The 22,013-nt window shown below is 64.0% G+C and carries 20 protein-coding genes and 1 other RNA gene; 4 read left to right on the plus strand and 17 right to left on the minus strand.

Annotated elements, in window-relative coordinates; all coding sequences use genetic code 11:
- Window positions 1-257: acetate--CoA ligase family protein (locus ACO41U_RS06500; RefSeq protein WP_485942526.1), on the plus strand; the 257-nt coding region annotated here is incomplete at its 5' end.
- 125 nt (window positions 258-382) lie between these two features.
- On the opposite strand, the gene dut is transcribed toward ACO41U_RS06500, so the two are convergent.
- The 6 genes from dut to rnpB all read right to left on the minus strand — a co-directional run bounded on the left by dut (window position 383) and on the right by rnpB (window position 9,079).
- Window positions 383-826, minus strand: coding sequence for a dUTP diphosphatase (dut, locus tag ACO41U_RS06505; RefSeq protein WP_485942528.1), 444 nt, complete (start codon window positions 824-826; stop codon window positions 383-385).
- A 6-nt stretch (window positions 827-832) separates the two neighbouring features.
- A complete protein-coding gene (locus ACO41U_RS06510) occupies window positions 833-3,172 on the minus strand; it encodes a polyribonucleotide nucleotidyltransferase (RefSeq protein WP_485942530.1) in 2,340 nt (779 codons plus the stop codon).
- A 119-nt stretch (window positions 3,173-3,291) separates the two neighbouring features.
- Window positions 3,292-4,863 carry an excinuclease ABC subunit UvrC gene (locus tag ACO41U_RS06515; protein WP_485942532.1) on the minus strand — a complete coding sequence of 524 codons (1,572 nt, stop codon included), beginning with the start codon at window positions 4,861-4,863 and terminating at the stop codon, window positions 3,292-3,294.
- 44 nt (window positions 4,864-4,907) lie between these two features.
- A complete protein-coding gene (locus ACO41U_RS06520) occupies window positions 4,908-6,908 on the minus strand; it encodes an SH3 domain-containing protein (protein ID WP_485942534.1) in 2,001 nt (666 codons plus the stop codon).
- Between the two features lie 208 nt (window positions 6,909-7,116).
- Window positions 7,117-8,691 carry a DEAD/DEAH box helicase gene (locus ACO41U_RS06525; protein WP_298778800.1) on the minus strand — a complete coding sequence of 525 codons (1,575 nt, stop codon included), beginning with the start codon at window positions 8,689-8,691 and terminating at the stop codon, window positions 7,117-7,119.
- A 52-nt stretch (window positions 8,692-8,743) separates the two neighbouring features.
- An RNA gene (gene rnpB, locus ACO41U_RS06530) (RNase P RNA component class A) lies at window positions 8,744-9,079 on the minus strand.
- 266 nt (window positions 9,080-9,345) lie between these two features.
- Here rnpB and rny point away from each other — a divergent pair.
- Together rny and ACO41U_RS06540 are read left to right on the plus strand one after the other, a co-directional pair.
- Window positions 9,346-10,875, plus strand: a complete 1,530-nt coding sequence (gene rny / locus ACO41U_RS06535; RefSeq protein WP_298778765.1) for a ribonuclease Y — start codon at window positions 9,346-9,348, stop codon at window positions 10,873-10,875.
- Complete coding sequence (locus ACO41U_RS06540) at window positions 10,875-11,672, plus strand: TIGR00282 family metallophosphoesterase (protein ID WP_298778770.1); 798 nt, start codon at window positions 10,875-10,877, stop codon at window positions 11,670-11,672. The genes rny and ACO41U_RS06540 overlap by 1 nt, the downstream gene beginning before the upstream one ends.
- A gap of 113 nt (window positions 11,673-11,785) precedes the next feature.
- Here the strand turns inward: ACO41U_RS06540 and rsfS are convergent, their stop codons facing one another.
- The 7 genes from rsfS to rplU form a co-directional block, all read right to left on the minus strand.
- Complete coding sequence (rsfS, locus tag ACO41U_RS06545; protein WP_298778772.1) at window positions 11,786-12,187, minus strand: ribosome silencing factor; 402 nt, start codon at window positions 12,185-12,187, stop codon at window positions 11,786-11,788.
- Window positions 12,188-12,247: 60 nt separating this feature from the next.
- Window positions 12,248-13,612 (minus strand): LCP family protein, encoded by a 1,365-nt coding sequence (locus tag ACO41U_RS06550; protein ID WP_485942537.1) that lies wholly within the window; start codon window positions 13,610-13,612, stop codon window positions 12,248-12,250.
- Window positions 13,613-13,693: 81 nt separating this feature from the next.
- A complete protein-coding gene (nadD, locus tag ACO41U_RS06555; RefSeq protein ID WP_298778776.1) occupies window positions 13,694-14,290 on the minus strand; it encodes a nicotinate-nucleotide adenylyltransferase in 597 nt (198 codons plus the stop codon).
- A gap of 58 nt (window positions 14,291-14,348) precedes the next feature.
- Window positions 14,349-15,656 carry a GTPase ObgE gene (obgE, locus tag ACO41U_RS06560; RefSeq protein WP_485942539.1) on the minus strand — a complete coding sequence of 436 codons (1,308 nt, stop codon included), beginning with the start codon at window positions 15,654-15,656 and terminating at the stop codon, window positions 14,349-14,351.
- 166 nt (window positions 15,657-15,822) lie between these two features.
- Window positions 15,823-16,110, minus strand: a complete 288-nt coding sequence (rpmA, locus tag ACO41U_RS06565) for a 50S ribosomal protein L27 (protein ID WP_298778782.1) — start codon at window positions 16,108-16,110, stop codon at window positions 15,823-15,825.
- On the minus strand, window positions 16,107-16,433 hold the full coding sequence (locus tag ACO41U_RS06570; protein ID WP_298778785.1) for a ribosomal-processing cysteine protease Prp: 327 nt from the start codon (window positions 16,431-16,433) through the stop codon (window positions 16,107-16,109). Before ACO41U_RS06570 ends, rpmA begins: the two co-directional genes overlap by 4 nt.
- Before the next feature lie 7 nt (window positions 16,434-16,440).
- Window positions 16,441-16,752 (minus strand): 50S ribosomal protein L21, encoded by a 312-nt coding sequence (rplU, locus tag ACO41U_RS06575; protein ID WP_485942542.1) that lies wholly within the window; start codon window positions 16,750-16,752, stop codon window positions 16,441-16,443.
- A 294-nt stretch (window positions 16,753-17,046) separates the two neighbouring features.
- Between rplU and ACO41U_RS06580 the strand changes: the two genes are divergently transcribed.
- Complete coding sequence (locus tag ACO41U_RS06580) at window positions 17,047-17,502, plus strand: GNAT family N-acetyltransferase (RefSeq protein WP_485942544.1); 456 nt, start codon at window positions 17,047-17,049, stop codon at window positions 17,500-17,502.
- Between the two features lie 226 nt (window positions 17,503-17,728).
- Here the strand turns inward: ACO41U_RS06580 and ACO41U_RS06585 are convergent, their stop codons facing one another.
- The 4 genes from ACO41U_RS06585 to ACO41U_RS06600 all read right to left on the minus strand — a co-directional run.
- Window positions 17,729-18,943, minus strand: a complete 1,215-nt coding sequence (locus tag ACO41U_RS06585) for a dicarboxylate/amino acid:cation symporter (protein WP_485942546.1) — start codon at window positions 18,941-18,943, stop codon at window positions 17,729-17,731.
- A 62-nt stretch (window positions 18,944-19,005) separates the two neighbouring features.
- On the minus strand, window positions 19,006-20,235 hold the full coding sequence (locus ACO41U_RS06590) for an aminotransferase class I/II-fold pyridoxal phosphate-dependent enzyme (protein ID WP_485942548.1): 1,230 nt from the start codon (window positions 20,233-20,235) through the stop codon (window positions 19,006-19,008).
- A 60-nt stretch (window positions 20,236-20,295) separates the two neighbouring features.
- Window positions 20,296-21,258, minus strand: a complete 963-nt coding sequence (locus tag ACO41U_RS06595; RefSeq protein WP_485942550.1) for an NAD-dependent epimerase/dehydratase family protein — start codon at window positions 21,256-21,258, stop codon at window positions 20,296-20,298.
- Between the two features lie 510 nt (window positions 21,259-21,768).
- The coding region (locus ACO41U_RS06600) for a KfrB domain-containing protein (RefSeq protein WP_485942552.1) at window positions 21,769-22,013 on the minus strand (245 nt) is incomplete at its 5' end.

Raw genomic sequence — 22,013 nt, forward strand, 5'->3', positions numbered from 1 at the left:
ACGTGTCGCTCCGGCACGGCCCCGTGGACGAGGAGGAGGCGCTGAACATGATCCGTCAGCTCAAGGGGTACTCGTTCCTGTCCGGGACCCGGGGCAGCAAACCGCGGGACATCCGCGCCCTGGCCGGCATCGTCAGCCGGGTTTCACGCCTTGCCGCGATCGAGACGGACCTTCTGGAGCTGGACATCAACCCCGTCTTCGTGCTGGAGGAGGGAAAGGGCGCCGTCGCCGCGGACGCGCTGGTCGTGAAGGCGTGAAACAGCAAAAGGGGGAGTGAGCCGGCGCATCACGCCCGTCGGCACACGAAAGCCCCGGCCCCTCCTGGAATGGAGGAACCGGGGCTCATTACTTTAGATGGGTAGGAAAGGCTTTGCGCGGGCGCCTATCGGCCCGTGCTGCCGAAGCCCCCCTCGCCCCGCTCCGTCGCGTCCAGCGCCTCCGCCTCGCACCAGTCCACGCGGGTCACGGGTGCGAAGACCATCTGGGCGATGCGATCCCCCGGCTCGACGACGAAGGGCTCGTCCCCCAGGTTGATGAGGATCACCTTCACCTCGCCGCGGTAATCCGCGTCGATCGTCCCCGGACTGTTGGGCAGTGCGACCCCGTGCTTCAGGGCCAGGCCGCTTCTAGGGCGAATCTGGGCCTCGTACCCGCTGGGGATGGCCAGTCGGATGCCCGTGGGCACGAGGGCGCGGGCGCCCGGCGCGATCACGCAGGGCTCGGAGGCACGCAGGTCCACTCCCGCCGATGCCTCGGTAGCGTAGGCGGGCAGAGGGAATTCCCTCGCCCGCCCAAAGCGCTGGATTTGGACCGAAACTTCGGCCATGAGGGGCTAGTAGTCCCTTCTCCGGGGCCGGTCGTCCCTCCTGCGGTCGCTGAAGCTCCCCCGATCGCGATCCCTGGGGCCACCGCGACGTTCTCCACCGAAGCCTCCCCGGTCCCGATCTCCGTAGCTGCGGTCCCGGTCGCCATAGCTGTGGTCGCGATCCCGATAGGAGGAGGGCTCCCTGGCGGCCAGCTGGGCGATCAGGTTATCGCGCTCCCGCTCATCCGGCAGCGCGCCCTCCAGACCGGCTGCGCGCACCCTGTCCTCGTCCGCCAGAAGGCGCCGCCGGGTCAGGTTGACGCGCCCCTGGTCGTCGATCTCCTTCACCATGACGAGGACGCGGTCGCCGGGCTTGAAGACGTCCTCCACCCGCGGCACGCGGCTCGTGCTGATCTCGCTGACGTGCAGCAGCCCCTCCTTGCCGGGCAGGCACTCCACGAAGGCGCCGAAGGCCATCAGGCGCGTCACCGTGCCGTAGTAGACTTCGCCGGCCTCAAGCTCCTTCGTCAGGGAAACGACGATCCGATGGGCCTCGTCCACCTGCTCCTGAGAGGCGCCGGCGATGGACACCTGTCCCGAATCCTCGACGTTCATCTTCACGCCCGTCTGCTGGGTGATGCCGCGGATGACCTTGCCGCCGGGCCCGATGACGTCGCGAATCTTCTCCGGGTCGATGTTGAAGGTCATGATGCGCGGGGCGTGGGGCGAGAGCTCCCTGGGGCTGGGCGCCGCGGCCTCCATCTTGTCCAGGATCTCCATGCGGGCCTTCCGCGCCTGGTTCAGGGCGGACTCCAAAATCTCGCGGGTGATGCCGCCGGCCTTGTTGTCCATCTGGAGCGCCGTCACGCCCTGCCGCGTCCCGGCCACCTTGAAGTCCATGTCGCCATAGTGGTCCTCAAGGCCCTGAATGTCCGTGAGGACCCGCACCTTGTCCCCCTCCTTGATGAGGCCCATGGCGATGCCCGCCACGTGGCAGCGAAGAGGCACTCCGGCGTTCATCATGGAGAGGCTGCCGCCGCAGATGCTGGCCTGGGAACTCGACCCGTTGGACTCCAGGATGTCCGACACGACGCGCACCACGTAGGGGAACTCCGACTCCGGCGGCACCACGGGCGCCAGGGCGCGCTCCGCCAGGGCGCCGTGACCGATCTCGCGCCGGCCCGGTCCCCGCATGGGGCGCACCTCCCCCACGGAGTAGGGCGGGAAGTTGTAGTGGAGGATGAAGCGCTTGGCGGGCTCGTCCAGCTTGATGCCGTCCAGCACCTGGTCGTCCTCCCCCACCATGCCGAGCGTCGTCACGGCCAGGGACTGCGTTTCGCCCCGCGTGAAGAGCGCCGACCCGTGGACCCTGGGCAGCACCCCCACCTCGCAGGCGATGGGACGGATCTCGTCCATGGAGCGACCATCGACACGGATGCCCTCGTTGACGATGATGGAACGCATGATCGCCTTCACCCGCCCGTCCACGAAGGCGGAGATGTAGTCGCCTTTGTTGGGGTAGGCTTCGGCGAAGTGCTCCTTCGCGGCGTTCTTGACCTCGGCGATCCTCTCGGCGCGAGGCTTCTTCTCGTGAATGCGCACCGCCGCGTCCACCCGGTCGTCCAGGTTCGCCTCGATCCATTCCTCGATCTCCGGGATGCGATCGGGCGCGGGGACGACGATCTCCGGCTTGCCGACCTCCTCCTTCATCTGGCGGAACAGCGCGATGATCTTGCGAATCTCCCGCTGCGCCAGGTCCAGGGCGTCCACCAGGAGCTCCTCGGAAACCTCCTGTGAGCCGGACTCCACCATGGTGATGCCGTCGTCGTGTCCGGCGACAACGAGGTTCAGCCTGGATTCCTTCATCTGGGGCTCCGTGGGGTTCACCACGAGCTCCCCGTCGATCAGGCCAATGCGGACCGCACCGACGGGACCGTTCCATGGGATGCCGGAGATGGAGAGCGCCGCGGAAGCGCCGTTGATGCCCAGGACGTTGGGCGGATACGTCTGGTCCATGGCCATGACCGTGTTCACGACGTGTACGTCGTTTCGCATGTCGTCGCTGAACAGCGAGCGAATGGAGCGGTCCGTGACGCGCGCCCCAAGGATGGCCGACTCCGAGGGCTTGCCCTCGCGTTTGATGAAGCCGCCGGGGATCTTCCCCGCGGAGTAGTAGCGCTCCTCAAAATCGACGAGCAGCGGGAAGAAGTCGATGCCCGTTCGTGCCGTTTCCGTGATGCAGGCCGTGCTGAGGATCACCGTTTCCCCATGGGACGCCATCACCGCGCCGTTGGCCTGTTTTGCCACCTTCCCCGTGCGAAACACGAGCGGCGTCCCGCCTATCGTTACCGAATATTCCTTCTCCAAAGTCAAATAGCCTCCTAAGCGTTGTTGATTCCAGTCCTTATAAGCGCACTTAGGATAGCACAATCGCCCCGTTAGTCCAAGCGTTTTCGGCTGGAAAAATAGGCCCGCCGAAAATCCCCTCACGCGCGGGCCCGCCCTGCGTCCGGGCCGTTCAGGTGCTCCAGGATTTTCCGCGCCAACACCGGCCCCACCCCCGGCGCGCCGGCCAGCTCGTCGGGGGAGAGCGCTGCAATGCGCTCCGTCGAGCCGAAGCGGACCAAGAGCTGCGAGGCACGGGCCCTGCCGATGCCGGGGATGTCCTCCAGCGAGGAGCGCTTCATCCGCGCGTTGCGCGCCCGCCGGTGCGTGGTGATGGCGAAGCGGTGGACCTCGTCCCTCATGCGCTGCATCAGCTGCAGCACGGGGCTGCTGCGGTCAAGTCGGATCGGATCGTTGAGCCGGTTCGGGAGGAAGATCAGCTCCTCGCGCTCCGCCAGCGCCACGAGGGGCAGCTCCATCTTGAGCTCCGCCAGCGCCCGCATGGCGAACTCCAGCTGCATGGGACCGCCGTCGATCAGCGCCATCTGGGGCATGGGCTCCGACTGGTCCAGGACGTGGCGATAGCGGCGGCGCACCGTTTCCTCGATGGAGGCGAAGTCGTCGACCTCCCCCTCCGCCAGGCCGCGTATCCTGAAGCGACGGTAGAGGGAGGGGTTGGGCCGCCCCTGCTCGAACACCACGCAGCAGCCGTAGGTGTCGTGCCCCGCCGTGTGGGAGATGTCGAAGGCGTCCATCCGCCAGGGGATGGTCCTGAGGCCGAACGCCCTCTGGGTCTGGTTCAGGACGTGCCACGTTTCGCTGTCCAGGTCCTCCTGCAGCGCCGAGGACACGCGCTGGCGCGAGATGCGCCAAAGGGCGCGCATCGTGTCGCGGCAGTGGGCCGCCTCCTCGAAGTCCATGCGGCGCGCGGCGGCGTCCATGCGCTTGTGCAGGCGCTCGATCAGCTCCCTGGTGTTCCCCTCCAGCAGGAGGATGACGTCCCCCACCCGCTCGCGGTACTCCGCCTGCGTGCAGAGCCCCGCGCAGGCCCCCATGGAGTGCCCCAGGCTGTACTCGATGCAGGGGCGCTTCCCAGGGTCCGGCTTGAGGTCCGTCCGGCAGACGCGCAGGGGGAAATACCGCTCCGCCAGGCGCATGAGGGAGCGGATGTTCCCGGCGCTGACGAAGGGGCCCAGGTAGACGGCGCCGTCGTCGCGCTTGACGCGGGTGATCTCGAGGCGCGGAAAGGCCTCGTCCGTCACGCGGATGTAGGGGTATCGGTCGTTCATCTTGAGGTCCACGTTGAAGAAGGGGGAGTACCGGCGGATCAGCCTGGCCTCGACGATCAAAGCCTCCGCCTCCGTTTCCGTGCGGATGACGGAGATGTCCTCCACCAGGGCGACCAGCTTGCGCAGCCTCGGCGAGGCGAAGTTGGAATGGCGGAAGTAGGAGGATACGCGGCGGCGCAGCTTGATGGCCTTTCCCACGTAGATCACCGTGCCCTCAGCGTCGCGCATGATGTAGACGCCAGGCCTCTCCGGCAGGCTTCGCAGGATGGCCGCGATCTTCTCCTTGACGGCGGCACCCTCTCGCGTGCCGTTCTTGGCGCCGGGACGGACGGCCTTCCTCTCCTCCCGCGCTCCCTCGTGCTGCGGCGAAGGGCCTTCAGCCATGAAAAAGCCCTCCACGACGACTCAAGGCCGACCTCATCATCAGCTTACCGACCCCGAAGGTATCGGCCGGAAATCCACCCCTCGATCCCCTTGTCCGTGCTGACGTGGTACCACACGCCGTCCGCAGCGGTGCGGGATTCGGTCGCATCCACGAGGTCGCCGCGGGACATCCGCGCCAGGACCTGAGCGGTCAGGTTCGGCGCGCTGCGCAGGTTGACCCTGCTGCCGCTGACCCGCATGGGCGCCCTCGTCCCCGCGTCCTCAGAGGTCGCGGTCGGCTGGTCGTCCCCGCTGGCGGGAAGGGCCTCCGGCGCCGGCGACGACGCCCTCACGACCGCGATCCGCGCGTCCGCTGAGGCTTCAGGGGACATCTTCGGAGACTTTTCGGGAAGGCCGACGCTCCCGCTGACTGCCTCACCATGGACGACGGATCCCGCCGGTTCGGAGGAATCGGGAGAGCTCGCAGGCTCCGGCGCACGGGGCGAAACGACAGGGACCGCCGCGACCCCGGAGCCCGTCGCGCCGCCGTCCTCATCTTCGTGGGGCCGTGCCGCCTCCTTCGCCTTCTCCGGCTCCTTTGCGCCCTCTTCGAGCGGAAGGACGTCCTTGCTTTTATCCTCCGGCTGCACCTTCACAGGCTCCTCCGTCGGCGCGGGCACGTAGCCGAACAGGCCAGCCAGCCAGCGTCCGCCGCCGAACAGGAGAAAGCACACAAGGGCCGCCGCGAAGAGGACGCGCCGCACCCAGCGTCTCAGGACCGCCCGCCGCGCCGCGGCGATCTTAGCCGCACGCCGGGCCTCCTTCGAGAGGCGACGGGCGTCCGCAGCAAGCTGCTGGGCATCCCGGTAGCTGCCGAACCCGTCAAAGTGCTCCGCGACCTCCTCCAGCTCCTCCTCCGTCCGGGCCTGTTCCTTCAGACGGATCAACTCCGCGTAGCGCCTCTCCATGCGCGCCCTCGCGGCAAGGGCCGGGGTATCACGATAGGACCCCAGCTCCTCCAGCACGGCCGCCAGCTTATCGTAATCCGCAGGGGTCTGCGCCCTCTCCAGCATGGAAACGGCCTCGTCGTACATCTTCTTGGCCTCGATGCCGCGCTGAGCGTCCTCCACGAGCTTCCGAACGTCCTTGTGACCCTCCAGGGACTCCAGAAGCTTCATGAGCTCGTCGAGGTCCTCCTGGGTTTCAGCCGAGGCACTGAGGGCCTGAGCGCGCTTGTAGCGCCCCTCGAGCTCTGCCTGTCGCTCCTCTCGGAGGCGCTCCAGCCGCCTGTTGCGGGCTTCGACGTAGCCGTTCAGGACGGCACGCTCCTCGTCGGTAGCGAACTTCAGAGCGCGTTGAAACAGCCGACTCTGCTCGAACAGCGGTGCGTCGGCCAGGGCCTCCGGAGTGCGGGCCCCAAGTTCCACCATGAGCTTTCCCAAGTAGGCCCGCGAGTTCTCCGGGTCCTGGGTCAGGGCCTGCTCCAGGTACTGGTCCGCCCGGGCGAACTCGCCGTCCTCCAGAAAAATGAAGGCGCGGCGGACCAGGGCCCCGGTCTCCACGCCGACGAGGGACTCGACGGGCTGCAGCGCGTCGTCGCGCAGGAGCTGGACGCGCCCGTCCAGCTCCTGTTCCTCCCCCTCGACGGGGGCCTCCAGGAAGACGTGCATCGCCCGCAGCATTCCGGGCAGGCGAGGGGGCTCGCCATCGGTCCGGGCCGCCAGGGCCGAGGGGTCCTCCCGCAGGGCGTTCACGTCGAGCCGGGCCAGGATGGCCGCCAGGAGGTAGAGCACGGCCCAGACGACCGCGCTGTGGAGCCCCAGGAAAAAAGCCGCGGCTGCAAGGCCTGCATCGACGCCAAGCAGGATCGAGGCCCGCTCCCTTCGCGTCAGGGCCATGCCGCCTCCGACCAACCCCCACAGGGCGGAGAACATGACGATCACGCCCGCGACCTGAAGTCCGAGCGTTCCCGAAGCCGCCCATCCGGGAACTGCGGCGCCCGCGAGGACGGTAACGCCTGAAAAGATCGCTGCGAACAGAGAAAGGGCAAACGCGACGATATTCATGAATCAATCTCCCCTCTACGTTGGCGCTGTGTTCCACACAAATTTCGCCATCCTGTCCGGTTTGAAGCGGCTCCGCTGCTCCGCCGTGCCGAACGCACCTCCACCAGCTCAATCGCCGGCCTCATTATATAAGCACCGAAGGACAAAAAGCAACTTGGCGTCCGCGACGCGAAAGAGCCCCTCACGGGGCCCTTGTTTGCAAAAAGCGCTATCGGCTCGTCTCGATCTCGCCCAGCTTTTCCTCGAAGCCGTAGATCGTCGGGTCGATCTCGTCCACGGTGTCGTTCAGCTCGTCGAGGCCACGGAAGCGCCGCCCTCGCGGGAGCTGGTTTGAAAAACGCTTGATCTTGAGCAGGGACTGGAGGTAGTTGCGCTCGTAGGGCATGATCATCTGGGCGGCCATCAGGGCGCTGGGGCTGGGCTCCTCCAAGAACATCATCGCCATCTCCAGGTTCTCGTCAACCTCCATCTCGTCGTACCAGATGTCGGCCAGGATCGACTGAAAGCGCGCGCGATCCGCGCCCCGCACCTGCTGGCGGATCACCCAGTCGATGCGGTTCATGCCGCGCCGCAGTTCGTCCGCTGCCCTCCTCGCGTTCTGGGCGGGCAGGGAGTTGTCCGCGATGTACTCCGCCTCCACCTCCAACAGGACCTCCTTCCTCAGGAGGCGTCCATAGGAGGGCCTCAGCTGGACCAAGGCGGGCTCGGAGGGCGCGTCCACGAGGGCTTGAAAGACCGTGCCGGTGTCCACGCCGCGCCGCTCGTAGGGGGAGTTCTTCAGCCAGGTCACGTACCCCGGATCGAACAGCCCCTTGCGTCCCGCCCGTCCGGCCATCTGCAGGAACTCGTTTTTGGAGATGGGCTCCCGGTGGTGGTACTGCACCAGCTGCGCGAAGATGACGTACTGCGCGGGCAGGTTCACCCCCAGCGCCAGCGCGTTCGTTCCGCAGACCACGTCCAGAATACGCTCCCGGAAGGCGGACTCCACCAGGAGTTTCTCCTTCGGGAACATTCCCCCATGGTAGATTCCCACGCCGCGGAGAAGGGGCGGGGCGATGCGCTGGACCTCCAGGATGGCCGCCAGCTCCTTGAGGCGCTCCCGCGCCTCGCGGGACAGCGAGCGGTTCGGCCGCACCTCCGCGATGTCCTCCGCCATCTGAAGGGCCCCTCTCTGAGAGAAGAGGAAGATCAGCGCGTCGTGGACGCCGCTTCGTCTGGCGGGCTTCTTCGGCGTGAAGATCAGCTGCGTCGTGCGCTTGTGGCTCTCGTGGATGATGAAATTGCGCGAGCTGATCCGCGAGAGGTAGGCCCCCACGTTCTTGACGCCCCCCAGCGTGGCCGACATCACCAGGACAGGCGTGTCCGGGTGAGTTTCTCGAATTCCGTCGATGTAGGTCCGAGCCCGATCCGGATCGTTGAATATGTAGTGGAACTCGTCGATCACGAGCCGCTGACCGGGCGTCGAGGCGTACTTCATCGTGTATATCTCCTGCGTGCAGCAGATGACGCGCGCGTCCTCGTTGCGCTTGAAGTCCCCCGTTTCGATGCCCACGTCCAGCCCCATGCGCCGGAGGTCCATGTAGCGCTCGTTGCTCAGGGCCTTGATGGGGGCTGTGAAGATGACGCGGGCGGCGTCGGGCTCCCGGACGGCGCCCTCCTCGTCCAGTATCCCGGCCCAGAGGTAAGCCACCAGCGTCTTGCCCGATCCCGTCGGCGCCGAGAGGACGGCGCTCTGTCCCGCAATGCTGCGGTATGCGTTCTTCTGCCAGTCGTAAAACGTCACTTTCTCCAAAGGCGCCAGCTCCAATGACACCCTGCGCCTCGTGCAGGGGAAAATAGCGAGCAGCTCATAAGCCGGGTTCTGTATGTGACGGCCATTTATCTGGACATCTCCTTGCGGAGCGCCTCAAGCGATCGTACCCGGGGGTCGGCGGGCCGCGTCATCCCCCCCTATTCGATCTTGCTCCGGGTGGGGTTTGCCAGGCATACGGCTCGCGCCGCATCCGGCGGGCTCTTGCCCCGCCTTTTCACCATTGCTCCCATATGGGGGCTGTCTGTTTTCTGTGGCACTTTCCTCCGGCTCGCGCCGACCGGACGTTATCCGGCACCCTGCCCTGCGGAGCCCGGACTTTCCTCCACGCCTCTGGCGTGGCGGCCATCCGAGCTGCTCGTTTTTATTGTATCACGATGCAACCGGTATCGACCCGGCGGCGCCCCTCAAAAAAACGCCGGCTCCGCAGCGCAGAAAAGGCACGAGAAAAGAGGCTTTTTCGCTTGTTAATCGCCTGATTGAAAGGTAAAATTTAAGACGTGTGTCTGAAGTTCTTTTTGATCATCTGATCTGAAGTTCTTCCGGAGTCAACGCACGATATCATCATTCTGTCCCCTCTTTCGCCGTTTGCGGAGGGGGCGTAACAGTAAGGAGCGATACAAGAACATGCAACTAGTCATCGCAGCATTGATTTTTGCGGCCGGCGTGGGCGTGGGATACCTGATCCTGCAGGCATGGGACAACACGCGCCTCACCGGAGTGAAGAACCAGACCCTCCTCATGTTGCAGGAGGCCACCGACGCGGCCGAGCGCATCAAGCAGGATCGCCTCACCGAGGCCAGGGACGAGGTTTCACGACTGAGGCAGGAGGCCAATCGCGACGTCAAGGAGCGGAGGGCCGAGCTTCAGAGGGCCGAGCGCAAGCTGGAGCAGCGGGAGGAGAACCTGGACCGAAAGCTCGACCGGGTTTCCCACAAGGAGGACGAGCTGAAGCTGAAGCAGGAGGCGATCGAGAAGCGCGGCGCGGACCTCGAAGCGCTGATCCGGCAGCAGAGCGACAAGCTGGAGGAGATCGCGCAGATGACGAAGGAGGACGCTCAGGAAATCCTGCTCCGCAAGACGGAGGAGGACGCCCAGTACCTCATCGGGCTTCGCCTGAAGGAGCTGGAGGAGCGGGCCCAGCGCGAAGCGGACCGCAGGGCCCGTGACATCGTCGTCGCGGCCATGCAGCGCTGCGCCGTGGAGAGCGCGGGCGAGGCGACGGTCAGCGTCGTCCCCCTCCCCTCTGAGGAGATGAAGGGGCGCATCATCGGCCGCGAGGGCCGAAACATCCGCGCCTTCGAGATGCTGACGGGGGTAGACCTCATCATCGACGACACGCCGGAGGCCGTGACCCTCAGCAGCTTCGACCCCGTCCGCCGCGAGGTCGCCCGCCGTGCCATGGAGCGGCTCGTGGTGGACGGCCGCATCCATCCCGCGCGCATCGAGGAGCTGATCGATAAGGCCACGCACGACGTGGAGGAGGAGATCATCAACGAGGGGGAATCCGCCGTCCTGGAGATGGGGATCAAGAACATCCACTCCGAGCTGGTGCGCACCCTGGGCCAGCTGAAGTTCCGCTTCAGCTACGGCCAGAACGCCCTTTCCCACAGCCTCGAGGTGGCGCAGATCGCGGGCGCCATCGCCGCGGAGCTGGACCTCGACGAGGAGCTGGCGCGCCGTTCGGGACTGCTGCACGACCTGGGCAAGGCCGTCGACCACCAGGTGGAGGGCCCCCACGCCGCCATCGGCGCGGACCTGGCGCAGCGCTTCGGCGAGAGGCCGGAGGTGGTCAGCGCCATCGCCTCCCACCACGATACCCTCGAGGTCAGTTCCGTCTACGAGGTGGTGGTCGCCCTGGCGGACGCCATCAGCGCGTCGCGGCCCGGCGCGCGCCGCGAGAGCCTGGACGCCTACATCAAGAGGCTCGAGAAGCTCGAAGAGCTCGCCATGGGCTTCAACGGCGTTTCCAAGGCCTACGCCATTCAGGCGGGCCGCGAGGTACGCGTCGTCCTCACCGCGGGCAAGACCGACGACGGCAGCGTGTACAAGCTGGCCTACGACATCGCGCGCAAGATCGAGGCCGAGATGAAGTATCCGGGACAGATCAAGGTCAACGTTTCCAGGGAAACGCGCGCGTCGGAGTTCGCAAAGTGATGCGGGTGCTCTTTCTCGGCGACGTCGCCTGGAGCGTCGGGCGACGCGCCCTGGCTTGTGCCCTGCCGGAGCTGCGCCGCGAGTGGGACGGCTTCGACTTCGTCGTCGTCAACTGCGAGAACGCGGCGGCAGGCAAGGGAATGACGGAGAAGATATTCAAGGAGTTCCTGGACCTGGGCGTGGACGGGATGACCTCTGGGAACCACATCTGGGACAAGAACGACTTCGGCGTCGTCTTGGGCTCGGACGCCCGCATCTTTCGCCCGGCCAACTACCCGGCGGTCTGTCCGGGTCAGGGGTGCGGCGTCCTGGAGCGCAACGGACGCCGGCTCGGCATCCTGAACCTGGAGGGACAGGTCTTCATGCCGCCCATCGACTCCCCCTTTTACGCGGCGGACGCCTGCCTGGAGGAGCTGCGGGCCCAGGGGGGCGCGGAGCTCCCCATCCTCGTGGACTTCCACGCGGAGGCGACCTCCGAGAAGGAGGCCATGGGCTTTTACCTGGACGGGCGCGTTTCCGCCGTCCTGGGGACCCACACCCACGTGCAGACCGCGGACGAGCGCATCCTCCCCGGAGGGACCGCCTACCTCAGCGATGTCGGCATGACGGGCGGCCACGGTGGCATCCTGGGCGTGAAGAAGGAGAGCGCCATGCCCCGCTTCCTCACGGGCATGCCCGCGCGCTTTGAGATGTGCACGGAACTGCCGGCCGTCAACGGCGCGGTCGTGGAGATCGACGAGTCCACGGGCAGGGCGCGGAGCATCACCCGCGTCCAGAAGGCCGTGGAGCTTCCGTAGGACCAGGCCCCCGGGTGAGGTGAACTCGACCACCTTCCCTTCGGGCGATCGAGCTTGCACTCAAAGACGAGGGGGGCGCGGGTAATCCGCGCCCCCCTCTCGTCTTAACTTAATCAAAGCTCAGTGGCCCCAAAGCCCCCTGGGCCCGCCTCCGGCTGCCCGCGGCTCAGGGTTTCCGCGTCCCCCCAGAGCCGTTCCAGCCTGTAGAAATCCCGCCCCTTGCGGCTGAAGACGTGGACCACCACGTTTCCGGCGTCCACCAGGCGCCAGTTGGAACTCGTCTCGCCCTCCAGGCGACAGGGGAGCCCGTGGCGCTCCAGAGCCTCTTCGGCTGCGTCCATCAGCGTCTTCATGTGGACCTCCGAGTTACCCGTCACCAGGACGAAGACGTCCGACAACGCTCCAACGCTGCTCAGGTCCATGAGGACGACGTCCTCACCGCTCTTCTCCTCCAGCGCATCGAGAAGCCACCGGTATTCCTCCGCGCCGTTCGTCAGCGCCTCCTTATCCAACACAGCCCCTCCTTCCTCTCTTGTCCTCGCGTTCCGTCCGCTCCGCTTCCTCGCGCCCGCCCATCAGGGCACCGGCTCAAGGCGACGGAAGACGTCCTCCTTGTCGTGCCCCAGGATCAGGGTGAGCGAGGCGGCCCGCCGGTCCGCCCGAATCAGCCCCTGGTTCGTGATGCCGCACAGCTCGGCCAGGGCCAGGGCGCCGTCCCGCGCGACCTCGCCCCCGTCCGACGGGTAGATGATGTTCGTCGTGTGGTAGTCGTAGTGCCTGGCATTGCCCGTGTAGGGGACCTCGATTCCGATGCGCTGGAAGACGTCCGCAGCCCGTTTGCCCAGGCCGCTCTCCCCGTCCCCGTTCAGGATGCGGAGGCTCCCCACCTTCAGGCGCAGCTCGGCGAGCCGGTCCGCGCTGACTGCCGAAAGCCCGTTCTCCTCTCGGCCGATGGCCGGGGCGAGGTCCGCGCTGCCCACGTCGAGGCTGACGGGGGCGGACTCGTCCGCCGAGGGAAGCGGCTCGGTCAGCATCATGGAAAAACGGGCGTTGTCCAGTATCCAATAGCTGAGGCCGCCGGCGTACCCAGCCTTGCCCGGCGCCATGAACATCTGGATTCGCTCCTTAGGCAGCGCCGTTGCGAACTGCAGGAGCTGCAGGGCCTCCACCGGGCTCAGGTCCGTGTCCACCGCGTTCACGACCTCGCCGATCAGGGAGGGTATCTTCGGAATGATCGCCGGGGTCTTCAGCTTGGACATCAGGACGTCCATGAACTTCTGCTGCCGCTGCACCCTGCCGATATCCCCAAGGGGGTCGTGCCGGAAGCGCACATAGCCCAGGGCTGCTATGCCGTCCAGGTGTTGCTGGCCCTTCTTGATGTTGATGAAGAGCTTGCCCGAATAGTCGTTGTAAGACAGGTTCTTCTCGACGTAGATGTCGATCCCGCCCAGGAGGTCCACGATCCGCGGGAAGCTCTCGTAGTTCACCTTCACGAAGTAGTCCAGCGGTAGCCCCGTTAGGTTCACGATCGTTTCCCGCACGAGGGGGACGCCCCCGTAGACGTAGGCGTGGTTGATCTTGTCCCAGCCCTTCCCCGGAATGTACACGCGGGAGTCCCGCGGAATGGAGGCGATCCGCACCGCCTTGTTGTCCACGTCAAAGATCACGATCGCGATGGCGTCCGTCCTAGAGCCGCCGTCCACGTTGTCCAGGCCAACCACCAGAACGTTGATCGTCCCCCTCGCGGCGGCGATCGTCGGGGCCTCCCCCGCCGGAACGACCAGGTTCCCCTCGCTGTCCATGCTGGTCACGTCGCTCCCCGGCCTGGGCAGGGGAAGGACGTTGGGATTGAAGAATATCTCCTTCAGGCGCAGGACCGCCCCGCCTACGGTCGCTGCGAAGATCAGGAGGACGATCCCAAGAATCTTCAAAAACCTCACCGACGCGACACCTCCAACTCGATCGGTTTTGCGCGTCAACGCGCGGCCATGCAGGGCGCAAAGCCCCCGGCTCAACCCTCTTTACCTATAGAGCCCGTTGGACTCGATGTAGATCTCAACCAGGTGCGGCACGAGAAAGCGGATGCTGTGCCCCGTCCGCGCTCGCTCGCGAATCTCCGTGCTGGAGATCGCAAACTGCGGTATCTCCACCAGCTTCAGGTTCTCCCGAACCTCTTGCGGCAGCGCTTCGATCCCCTCCACGGGATACCCCGGACGGCAGGCCGTCACCAGCGTGCAGAGCTTCGGGAGCAGCTTGTAGTCCACCCACGTCGTGATGTCGAGGATCGCGTCCAGCCCCGTGATGAAGAACAGGTCCTCCGGCGCAATGCCGCCCGCGATGAACTCGCGAAGCGTGTCCACCGTGTGCGACGGCTGGCGTCGATCGACCTCCGTCCTGGAAACGGAGTAATTCAGGACGCCCGCCGTGGCCAGAAGGGTCATGGCGTAGCGGTCCTCCGCCGACGTCACCTGACGATCCCGCTTGTGGGGCGGAGCGCCCGTGGGGACGAAGACGATGCGATCGATGTTCAGCCGGCTCCGGCACTCCTCGGCGAGCAGGAGGTGGCCGTAGTGTATGGGGTCGAAGGTCCCCCCCATAATCCCCGTCTTTGTGGACACTAAAATCCCCTCTCCCATGAAAACGGCGCTGCCAGCCGGGGGGCCAGGTGGCCGCTCCCTACTCCATGATCCTGTCGGGCTGAAAGTCGAACTCGACATCTCCGATCAGGACTCGGTCGCCCTCCTGGGCGCCCGCCACCTCCAGGGCCTCCTCGACGCTGAGGCGCTTCAGGAGGCGCGAGAACTTCAGCATCGCGTCCTCGTGTTCAAAGTTGATGCGCCCCACGGCCCTCTCCAGGTTGGCGTGCTCCACCCGGAAACGGCCGTCCGAGAGGCGCCGAACCTCCACGGGCTCCGGCGCGCCGCCGCGGCGGCGTGGGAGCTCCTGAACACCCTGGACCTCCTGCGCCTCCACGAGCGTCGTCCTCCCCACGGGTCGCGGGTGGGCCCGGACCAGGGCGACGACCTCGCGGATCAGCTCCGGGATGCCGTCGCCCGCGAGCGCGCTCACCAGCAGGCAGGGCCTTCCCAGGCGCTCCATCTCCCGCTTCAGAAGGCGGGCGTTCTCCTCCGTGCCGGGCAGGTCCGTCTTGTTACCCACCACAATGCAGGGTCGTCCATCGAGGTCCGCGCCGTAAGCGTGAAACTCCGCCTCGACCACCTCCAGGTTCTTCAGCACGTCCTCCTCGGAGAGGTCCACCACGTGCAGCAGCACCCGTGTGCGTTCGATATGGCGCAGGAACTGAAGCCCCAGCCCCTTGTTCTCGTGCGCCCCCTCGATCAGTCCGGGCACGTCGGCCACGACGATCTGCTGGTCGTCCACGGCCAGGACGCCGAGGTTGGGGGAGAGGGTCGTGAAGGGGTAGCCCGCAATGCGCGGCTTCGCCCCGCTGATGGCCGCCAGGATGCTGGACTTCCCTGCGTTGGGGAACCCCACGAGCCCCACGTCGGCGATGAGCTTCAGCTCAAGCATCAGCGTCCGCTCCTCACCGGGGTCCCCCTTCTCCGCAAAGCGCGGCGTGCGGCGCACGGAGTTGGCGAAGTGGGCGTTGCCCTTCCCGCCCCGGCCACCCCGCGCCGCCACGAAGGTCTGCCCAGGTTCTACCAGGTCCGCCAGGACGCGCCCGCCCTCGTCTTGGACCAACGTGCCGCAGGGCACGAGGACCTTCAGGTCCGTGCCGTCGGCCCCCGTCTTCATGGCCCCTGCGCCATGGCCCGCATGGCCGGCCTGAAAACGGCGGTTGTACTCGAAGTCCGCCAGGGTGACGACGCCACCCACGGCCTCCAGGATCACGCTGCCGCCCGTCCCCCCGTCCGCCCCGTCGGGGCCACCCTTGGGGACGAACTTCTCCCGTCGGAAGCTCAGGGCGCCATTGCCCCCCCGTCCGGCCTTCACCATAATCCTTGCAACGTCCACAAATTTCACGTCAACACCACCGCGACAGAAGAACAGAAAAAAAGAAGGCCCCGCGCAAAAGGGGGGCCCTCAGGGGTTCCAGGGACAGACGTCCGCCCACCGAGCGCGGAATTCAAGCAGAGGGGACAGGAGGACCGCTGCTGACCCGTCGCTTCAGCGGCCCCATCCAGCCGCTTCAGTTCGCGAGGGCGGGGACGACGGAAACGTACTTGCGGTCCCCCTTGACGGCATACTCCACCTTGCCGGGGACCAGAGCGAAGAGGGTGAAGTCGCGCCCAAGCCCCACGTGCTTTCCGGGATGCAGGTGCGTGCCGCACTGGCGGACCAGGATGCTTCCCGCCGTGACCTCCGTCCCCGCATAGACCTTGATGCCGCGGTACTTCGGATTGCTGTCGCGGCCGTTCGTGGAGCTGCCCTGCCCCTTCTTGTGCGCGAAAAACTGTATGTCGAATTTATAGATCATAGCTGCACCTCCGTAATGTGTACGTACTCACCGTTCCCGGCCGCGACTTCCCTCAGCGAGAGCGCCACCGTCCTCGTCAGGAGCTCCAGCGAGGGGGCAATCCCTTGCGGCCAGAAGACTCGAATCAGCGGGACGTTTCCATCCACCCGACACTCCAGCCCTTCGACCTTCGCCACGTCGGAAAGGCCCGCCAGGAGCGCGTGGACCAGCGTAGAAACCGCTGCACAGACGACGTCCGCGCCCTTTTCGGCAAAGCCGGAGTGTCCGCGGCTCTCCAGCCCGCAGAGCGCCCCCTTCGCCCAGTAGAGCGTTACCTCCGTCACCGGAGGATCAGGCGTCGATGCCCCGGATGACGACCTCGGTGAAGTACTGTCGGTGTCCCTGCATACGGCGGTAGTTCTTCTTGCTCTTGTACTTGAACACCAGGACCTTCTTGCCGCGGCCCTGGGCCAGGACTTCCGCCCTCACGCTGGCGCCCTCGACGTAAGGCGTCCCAAAGCGGACCCCCGTGTCGCCGCCGATCATCAGGACCTTGCCGAAGACGACCTCGCTTCCCGCTTCGCCGTCAAGGCGCTCCACGCGGAAGCGATCACCCTCCTGGACGCGATACTGTTTCCCGCCCGTCTCAACCACTGCATACATGATAATTTTCCTCCTCCCGCTGAAAGCAGGCCCTCACCCTTGAGGTTCTTCACGCCTGCTCCATGCGATAAACAGCTTCATGATTTTACGCAAGAGATCGGCTTTCGTCAAGCAAGAAAGCACCTATTGCTCAGTGATAACGTCATCCCTTAACTTCCTCTGTCTCTTGCTTGACTGTTAATCTATTTCCATGAAATACTTAAAAGCAAGCAGGAAATCTGACAGTGTAAAAATAGAGTATAATATTAGCGAATATCTAGAGAGATAAATTCGGGATTGAGGGGGGATTAAAGTATGAGTATCAGATTTGAAAAGGGCCTTAATAAGGATAATGCGACTCTTTTATGTAAATGGTCAAATGAACAAGGAAAAGAATTTCAAGAACAATGGATGGGTCCTCGAATTTCTTATCCATTGAATTATGATAAAATAAAAGAATTAAAAAATATATTTTCCATTTTTAATAAAGAAGAATTCTTAGGGATCATACAGCAAATAAGAGTTGACAAAGATAATATACACATAGGGAGATTTGTATTAGAACCCCGCAAAACGGGATTGGGTCTTGGGAAGGAGGCACTTCAAGGCTTTATAGATTTAATTTTTGAGGATAATAATATTAAAAGCATTTCTCTAACGGTTTTTGATTTTAATCAAAATGCAAAGAGACTTTACGAGAAACTTGGATTTGAAATTGACGAAGTGATTGAGACTCCTACGCTCAAATATATTATGAAAAGATATAGATAAATCTCGGTTTGTCCAACTCAAATAGCAATTCAAGGAACAGTACGCTCCCACACTGTGGGGTTCGCCGAGGCACGGAGCAGCAGCCGGACGACATTAGGTTTTCCTCTTTTGACGGCTATGAACCCAAGGGGAGCGGCCTCCGGTCGCCCCCCTTGGGTTCGTTTTCTTGTCCGCCTCACCTGCGAAGTGATTTGGAAAGGGAATGAAAGCCCGTCAGGACAACGGCTCAGATGCTTTCCCGCTCCTGTTTGCCGTGTGTTATGGCGTCCATGAACACGGCGATCGCTCCGTCGCCGGTGACGTTGCACGCCGTCCCAAAGCTGTCCTGAGCGATGTAGAGCGCGATCATGAGGTTGAGCATGCTGTCGTTGAAACCCAGCATGGAGCTCAGGATGCCGAGGGCGGCCATCACGGCTCCGCCGGGGACGCCCGGCGCGGCCACCATCGTGATGCCCAGCATCAGGATGAACGGGAACAGTCCGCCCAGCGTCACGTCCATGCCGTTCAGCATCATGAGGGCGATCGAGCAGCTCGTGAGGGTGATGGTCGAGCCGGAGAGGTGGATGGTGGCGCAGAGAGGACAGACGAACTCCGCGATTCGGTCGCTCACGTCGTTGCTCTTGGTGCAGGCCACCGTCACGGGGATCGTCGCCGCAGAGGACTGGGTGCCGATGGCCGTGAAGTACGCCGGAAGCATACGGCGAACGAGCTTGATCGGGTTCCTGCCCGCCACGGTCCCTGCGATCGTGTACTGGATCAGGATGACCGCCACGTGCAGCAGGATGATGATCGCGAAGACGCGGATGAAGACGGACATGATATCCATGACCGTTCCGGCATAGGTCATGTTGGCAAAGATACCGTACACGTGCAGCGGCAGGAGGGGGATGAGGACGCCGGCCACCAACTTTTCGATGATGTGCTGGACCTCGGAAAAGCCGTTCTTCAGCGACGTGCTGTGGGTGACGGCGATGCCGATCCCGAAGATGAAGGAGAGGAGGAGCGCCGTCATGACCCCCATCAGGGGCGGCATGTCGATCGAGAAGAGCCCCTTGAGCATGGTTTCTTCAGCGTTTTGAGCGTCCTCAAGCACGATGGAGCCCACCTTCAGGAAGGACGGGAAGACGGACACGTCCACGAAATACGCCAGGAGCCCCGCAAAGAGGGTTGAGGCGTAGGCGATCAGGACGGTAAGCCCCAGAGTCTTCCCTGCTCCGTCGCCCAGCTCGGCGATGCCGGAGACCACGAAGCCAATGATGATCAGCGGGATGCAGAAGCCCAGGAAGTTGCCGAAGATGCTGTTAAAGGTCGCGCCGATCTGGATGATGAGCGGCATCCCCGCGCTCTTGGCCATCGTTCCCACGACGACCCCCAAGACGATGGCGATAATCAGTCGCGGCAGAAGCCCGATGTGAAACTTTTTCTGTCCCTCGTTGCCCATGATGAAAGATTCCTCCTTGTAATATTTATGTATACGCCTGTGTTTTTATGCGTATCAGACCTCTACTTCCCGAACGACCCGATCGCCGCCAGGACCTCGTCGATGTCCGCCTCCGTGTGGTCCGCGTTGATCTGAAAGCGAATCTCCTCCGCTCCACGCGGCACCACGGGGAAGGTCATGCCCGTGGCCAACACCCCGTTCTCCAGCAGGTGCGCCACCATGGCTCTGGTCCGATCCGTGTCGTGCAGCACGAGGGGCGTCACGGGGTGCTCGCCGGGGATCGTCTCGTACCCCAGTTTGACGAGCCCGTCCTCGAAGCGCTTCGTCATGGCGCGCAGGTGCTCCAGTATCTTTGCGCCCTCGTCGCTTTCAAGGATGTCGAGGGCCTTCATCGTGGCACAGGCCTCGCCCACCGTGATGGGGTTCGAGTAGATGTACATGGCCGCGTGCTCCCGCAGGTAGGTGATCAGCGCGCGCGACGCCGTCACGTAACCACCGTTCACCCCGTAGGCCTTGCCCAGGGTCCCGATCAGGACGTCCACCCTGGCTCCGGTCATCTCCTCTGTGCCGTGCCCGGTGCGGCCGCAGGCCCCGACGCCGTGGGAGTCGTCCACCACGAGGAAGGCTCCCTCGGCGAAGTGATCGTCATAGCTGTGGACCAGCTCCAAGATCTCCTTGAGCGGGGCGTGATCGCCCCTCATGCTGAAGATGCCGTCCGTCACCACGAGGACGCGCTTCGCCGTGCCAGCCTTCGCCTCATCGAGGCAGCGCTTCAGGTCGCCCAGGTCGTTGTGCTTATACACCGCGCGGAAGGGGGGCCTGCCCAGCTTGATGGCGTTGATGATGCTGTTGTGGTTCAGCTCGTCGCTGACAACGAAGGTCTCCTTGCTGATGAGGGAGGTGATGACCCCGCCCACGGTCACGTAGGCCGCGCTGAAGATCATCGCGTCCTCCCGGCCGTGGAAGGCCGCCAAACGGTGCTCAAGGTCGCGGTGCGCCTTGAACGTCCCGCTGATGAATCGCACCGCACCGGGTCCGACGCCAAACCGGCGCGTGCCCTCCTCATCCGCCGCGATCATGTCCTCGCGCAGGGCGAGGCCCAGGTAGGAGTTGGAGTTCATACGGATGAACTCCTTGCTGCCTCGGCCCTTGAGCAGGTAGCGAGGCCCCTTCGACCCGGCGGCCCGCTTCACCTCGACGATGATCTCCTCCTTGCCCTTCATGCGCCCTTCCTGCTTCAGCTTCTCAAGCTCGGCAGCGAGGGCCGCCTCCAGCTTCTTCATGATCTTCATCGCTCTCCTTTGAATTTAGAAATTTAGAACGGGGATGATATCGACCGACGCAGGCAAGATTTAGAACTTCGCCTCGTCACCCAACTTGAGGCGCAGGTTCTTCAGCATGTCGTCGGTCATGGCGTTCAGGTCGTACTTCGGATTCCAGTCCCACTCCGACCGCGCCGCCGAATCGTCGATAGAGTTGGGCCAACTGTCGGCGATGCCCTGGCGCACGGGGTCGACGTCGTACTCCATGACGAAGGACGGGATGCGGACGCGGATCGCCGCCGCCACCTGTTCCGGCTCGAAGCTCATCGCCGTGATGTTAAAGCAGCAGCGGTGGATCAGCCGTGCCGGGTCCGCCTCCATGACCTGCACCATGCCGTCGATGGCGTCCGGGATGTACATCATGTCCATGTAGGTCCCCGCTGCGATGTAGCTGGTGTAGCGCGCCGTCCGCACGGCCTGATAGTAGATGTCCACAGCGTAGTCCGTCGTGCCCCCGCCCGGCAGCGTCTTGTAGGAGATGAGGCCAGGGAACCGCACCCCCCGCGTATCGACGCCCCATTTCTTGTGGTAGTACTCGGCCAGGAGCTCTCCGGCCACCTTGGTGATGCCGTAGATGGTGTTGGGCCGCTGAATCGTGTCCTGCGGGGTCCTGTCGTGGGGCGTCTCGGGGCCGAAAGCGGCGATGGAGCTGGGGAAGAAGATCGCACAGCCCTTCTCGCGGCCCATCTCAAGGGCGTTGCACAGCCCCTGGATGTTGATCTGCCAGGCAAGCTGAGGCTTCTTCTCCGCGTTGGCCGACAGGATTCCGGCCAGGTGGTAGATCGTGTCCGGCTTGAACTTCGACACGCACTCCGCGTACCGTTCCGCCTCCCGAACGTCCAGGATCTCGAAGGGGCCCTCCGGAAGGGCGTGCGCCGCATCCTCCCGGACGTCGGTGGCGAGGACGTTCGCCGCGCCGTAGTCCCGGCGCAGCCGCGTCACGAGCTCCGTCCCGATCTGCCCAAGGCACCCCGATACCATGATCCGCTTCATTGTGAAGACACCTCCATACAGGATTTGATTCCTGAGTCTCAGTATAGGACAACGAAGGGACGTTTTAAGATGCTATATTTTATATTTTAAAAGGACACCCCATACAGCCCCGCTCGATGCTCTGAATGCCTCTCCTATCTTCTATACTACCGCATTATGACGAAAAAGGTTCTGAGGGCTAACCACGTCTGGATGAACTATGAAGTATGAGAGCGGGACGGTATCGCCGCGTTGCAATATTTCGTCCACACGCCACCACAGGCCGACAGGAACGGAGTGCGTCGTGTTCAGAACCAGTCGGCCGGAACAGAACAGGGCGGCAAGCGCCGCCCCAGCAAGAAGAATCGATGCTGCAATTCGAAGCATTATAAGCCGGCGCGTTGAAGAACGAGCCGCTGCCTGCCAGGGAATACCCTTCGGCAGCAAGAATGCCCAGTACAAGAACAACAACCACGTTTCCCGTTTGCAGCTTCTTTATGAAACCCGCCCTTTTCCACCTTGCCACACAGGCTATCTGTGCAGCGCTTTTTTGTTCTTTTGTGCCAGGAGCTCGACACGTGCCGTGCTGCCGTCCCTAGCATAAACGATCTTCAGGTTTTGACCACGCTCCGGAGCAACATCCAGCTTGTCCAGTCTGTGGACGTACAGGTTACTGCCGAGCCTCTGGACGCAGTAGCCGCGCTCCTCGTTCACGTGGATGATCTCGCCTTTGTATGTCTGGCCATCCTTGCGCGGTTCGACAAAAATCTTCGGCG

It is taken from the genome of Fretibacterium sp. (assembly GCF_057312375.1).

Coding starts and splice junctions, on each gene's coding strand:
- rpmA (WP_298778782.1), bottom strand. CDS start 16,110: ATGATCTATAAATTCGACATACAGTTTTTCGCGCACAAGAAGGGGCAG.
- rny (WP_298778765.1), top strand. CDS start 9,346: ATGCAACTAGTCATCGCAGCATTGATTTTTGCGGCCGGCGTGGGCGTG.
- ACO41U_RS06585 (WP_485942546.1), bottom strand. CDS start 18,943: ATGGGCAACGAGGGACAGAAAAAGTTTCACATCGGGCTTCTGCCGCGA.
- ACO41U_RS06595 (WP_485942550.1), bottom strand. CDS start 21,258: ATGAAGCGGATCATGGTATCGGGGTGCCTTGGGCAGATCGGGACGGAG.
- dut (WP_485942528.1), bottom strand. CDS start 826: ATGGCCGAAGTTTCGGTCCAAATCCAGCGCTTTGGGCGGGCGAGGGAA.
- ACO41U_RS06515 (WP_485942532.1), bottom strand. CDS start 4,863: ATGGCTGAAGGCCCTTCGCCGCAGCACGAGGGAGCGCGGGAGGAGAGG.
- ACO41U_RS06580 (WP_485942544.1), top strand. CDS start 17,047: ATGAGTATCAGATTTGAAAAGGGCCTTAATAAGGATAATGCGACTCTT.
- rplU (WP_485942542.1), bottom strand. CDS start 16,752: ATGTATGCAGTGGTTGAGACGGGCGGGAAACAGTATCGCGTCCAGGAG.
- ACO41U_RS06590 (WP_485942548.1), bottom strand. CDS start 20,235: ATGAAGATCATGAAGAAGCTGGAGGCGGCCCTCGCTGCCGAGCTTGAG.
- ACO41U_RS06520 (WP_485942534.1), bottom strand. CDS start 6,908: ATGAATATCGTCGCGTTTGCCCTTTCTCTGTTCGCAGCGATCTTTTCA.
- ACO41U_RS06540 (WP_298778770.1), top strand. CDS start 10,875: ATGCGGGTGCTCTTTCTCGGCGACGTCGCCTGGAGCGTCGGGCGACGC.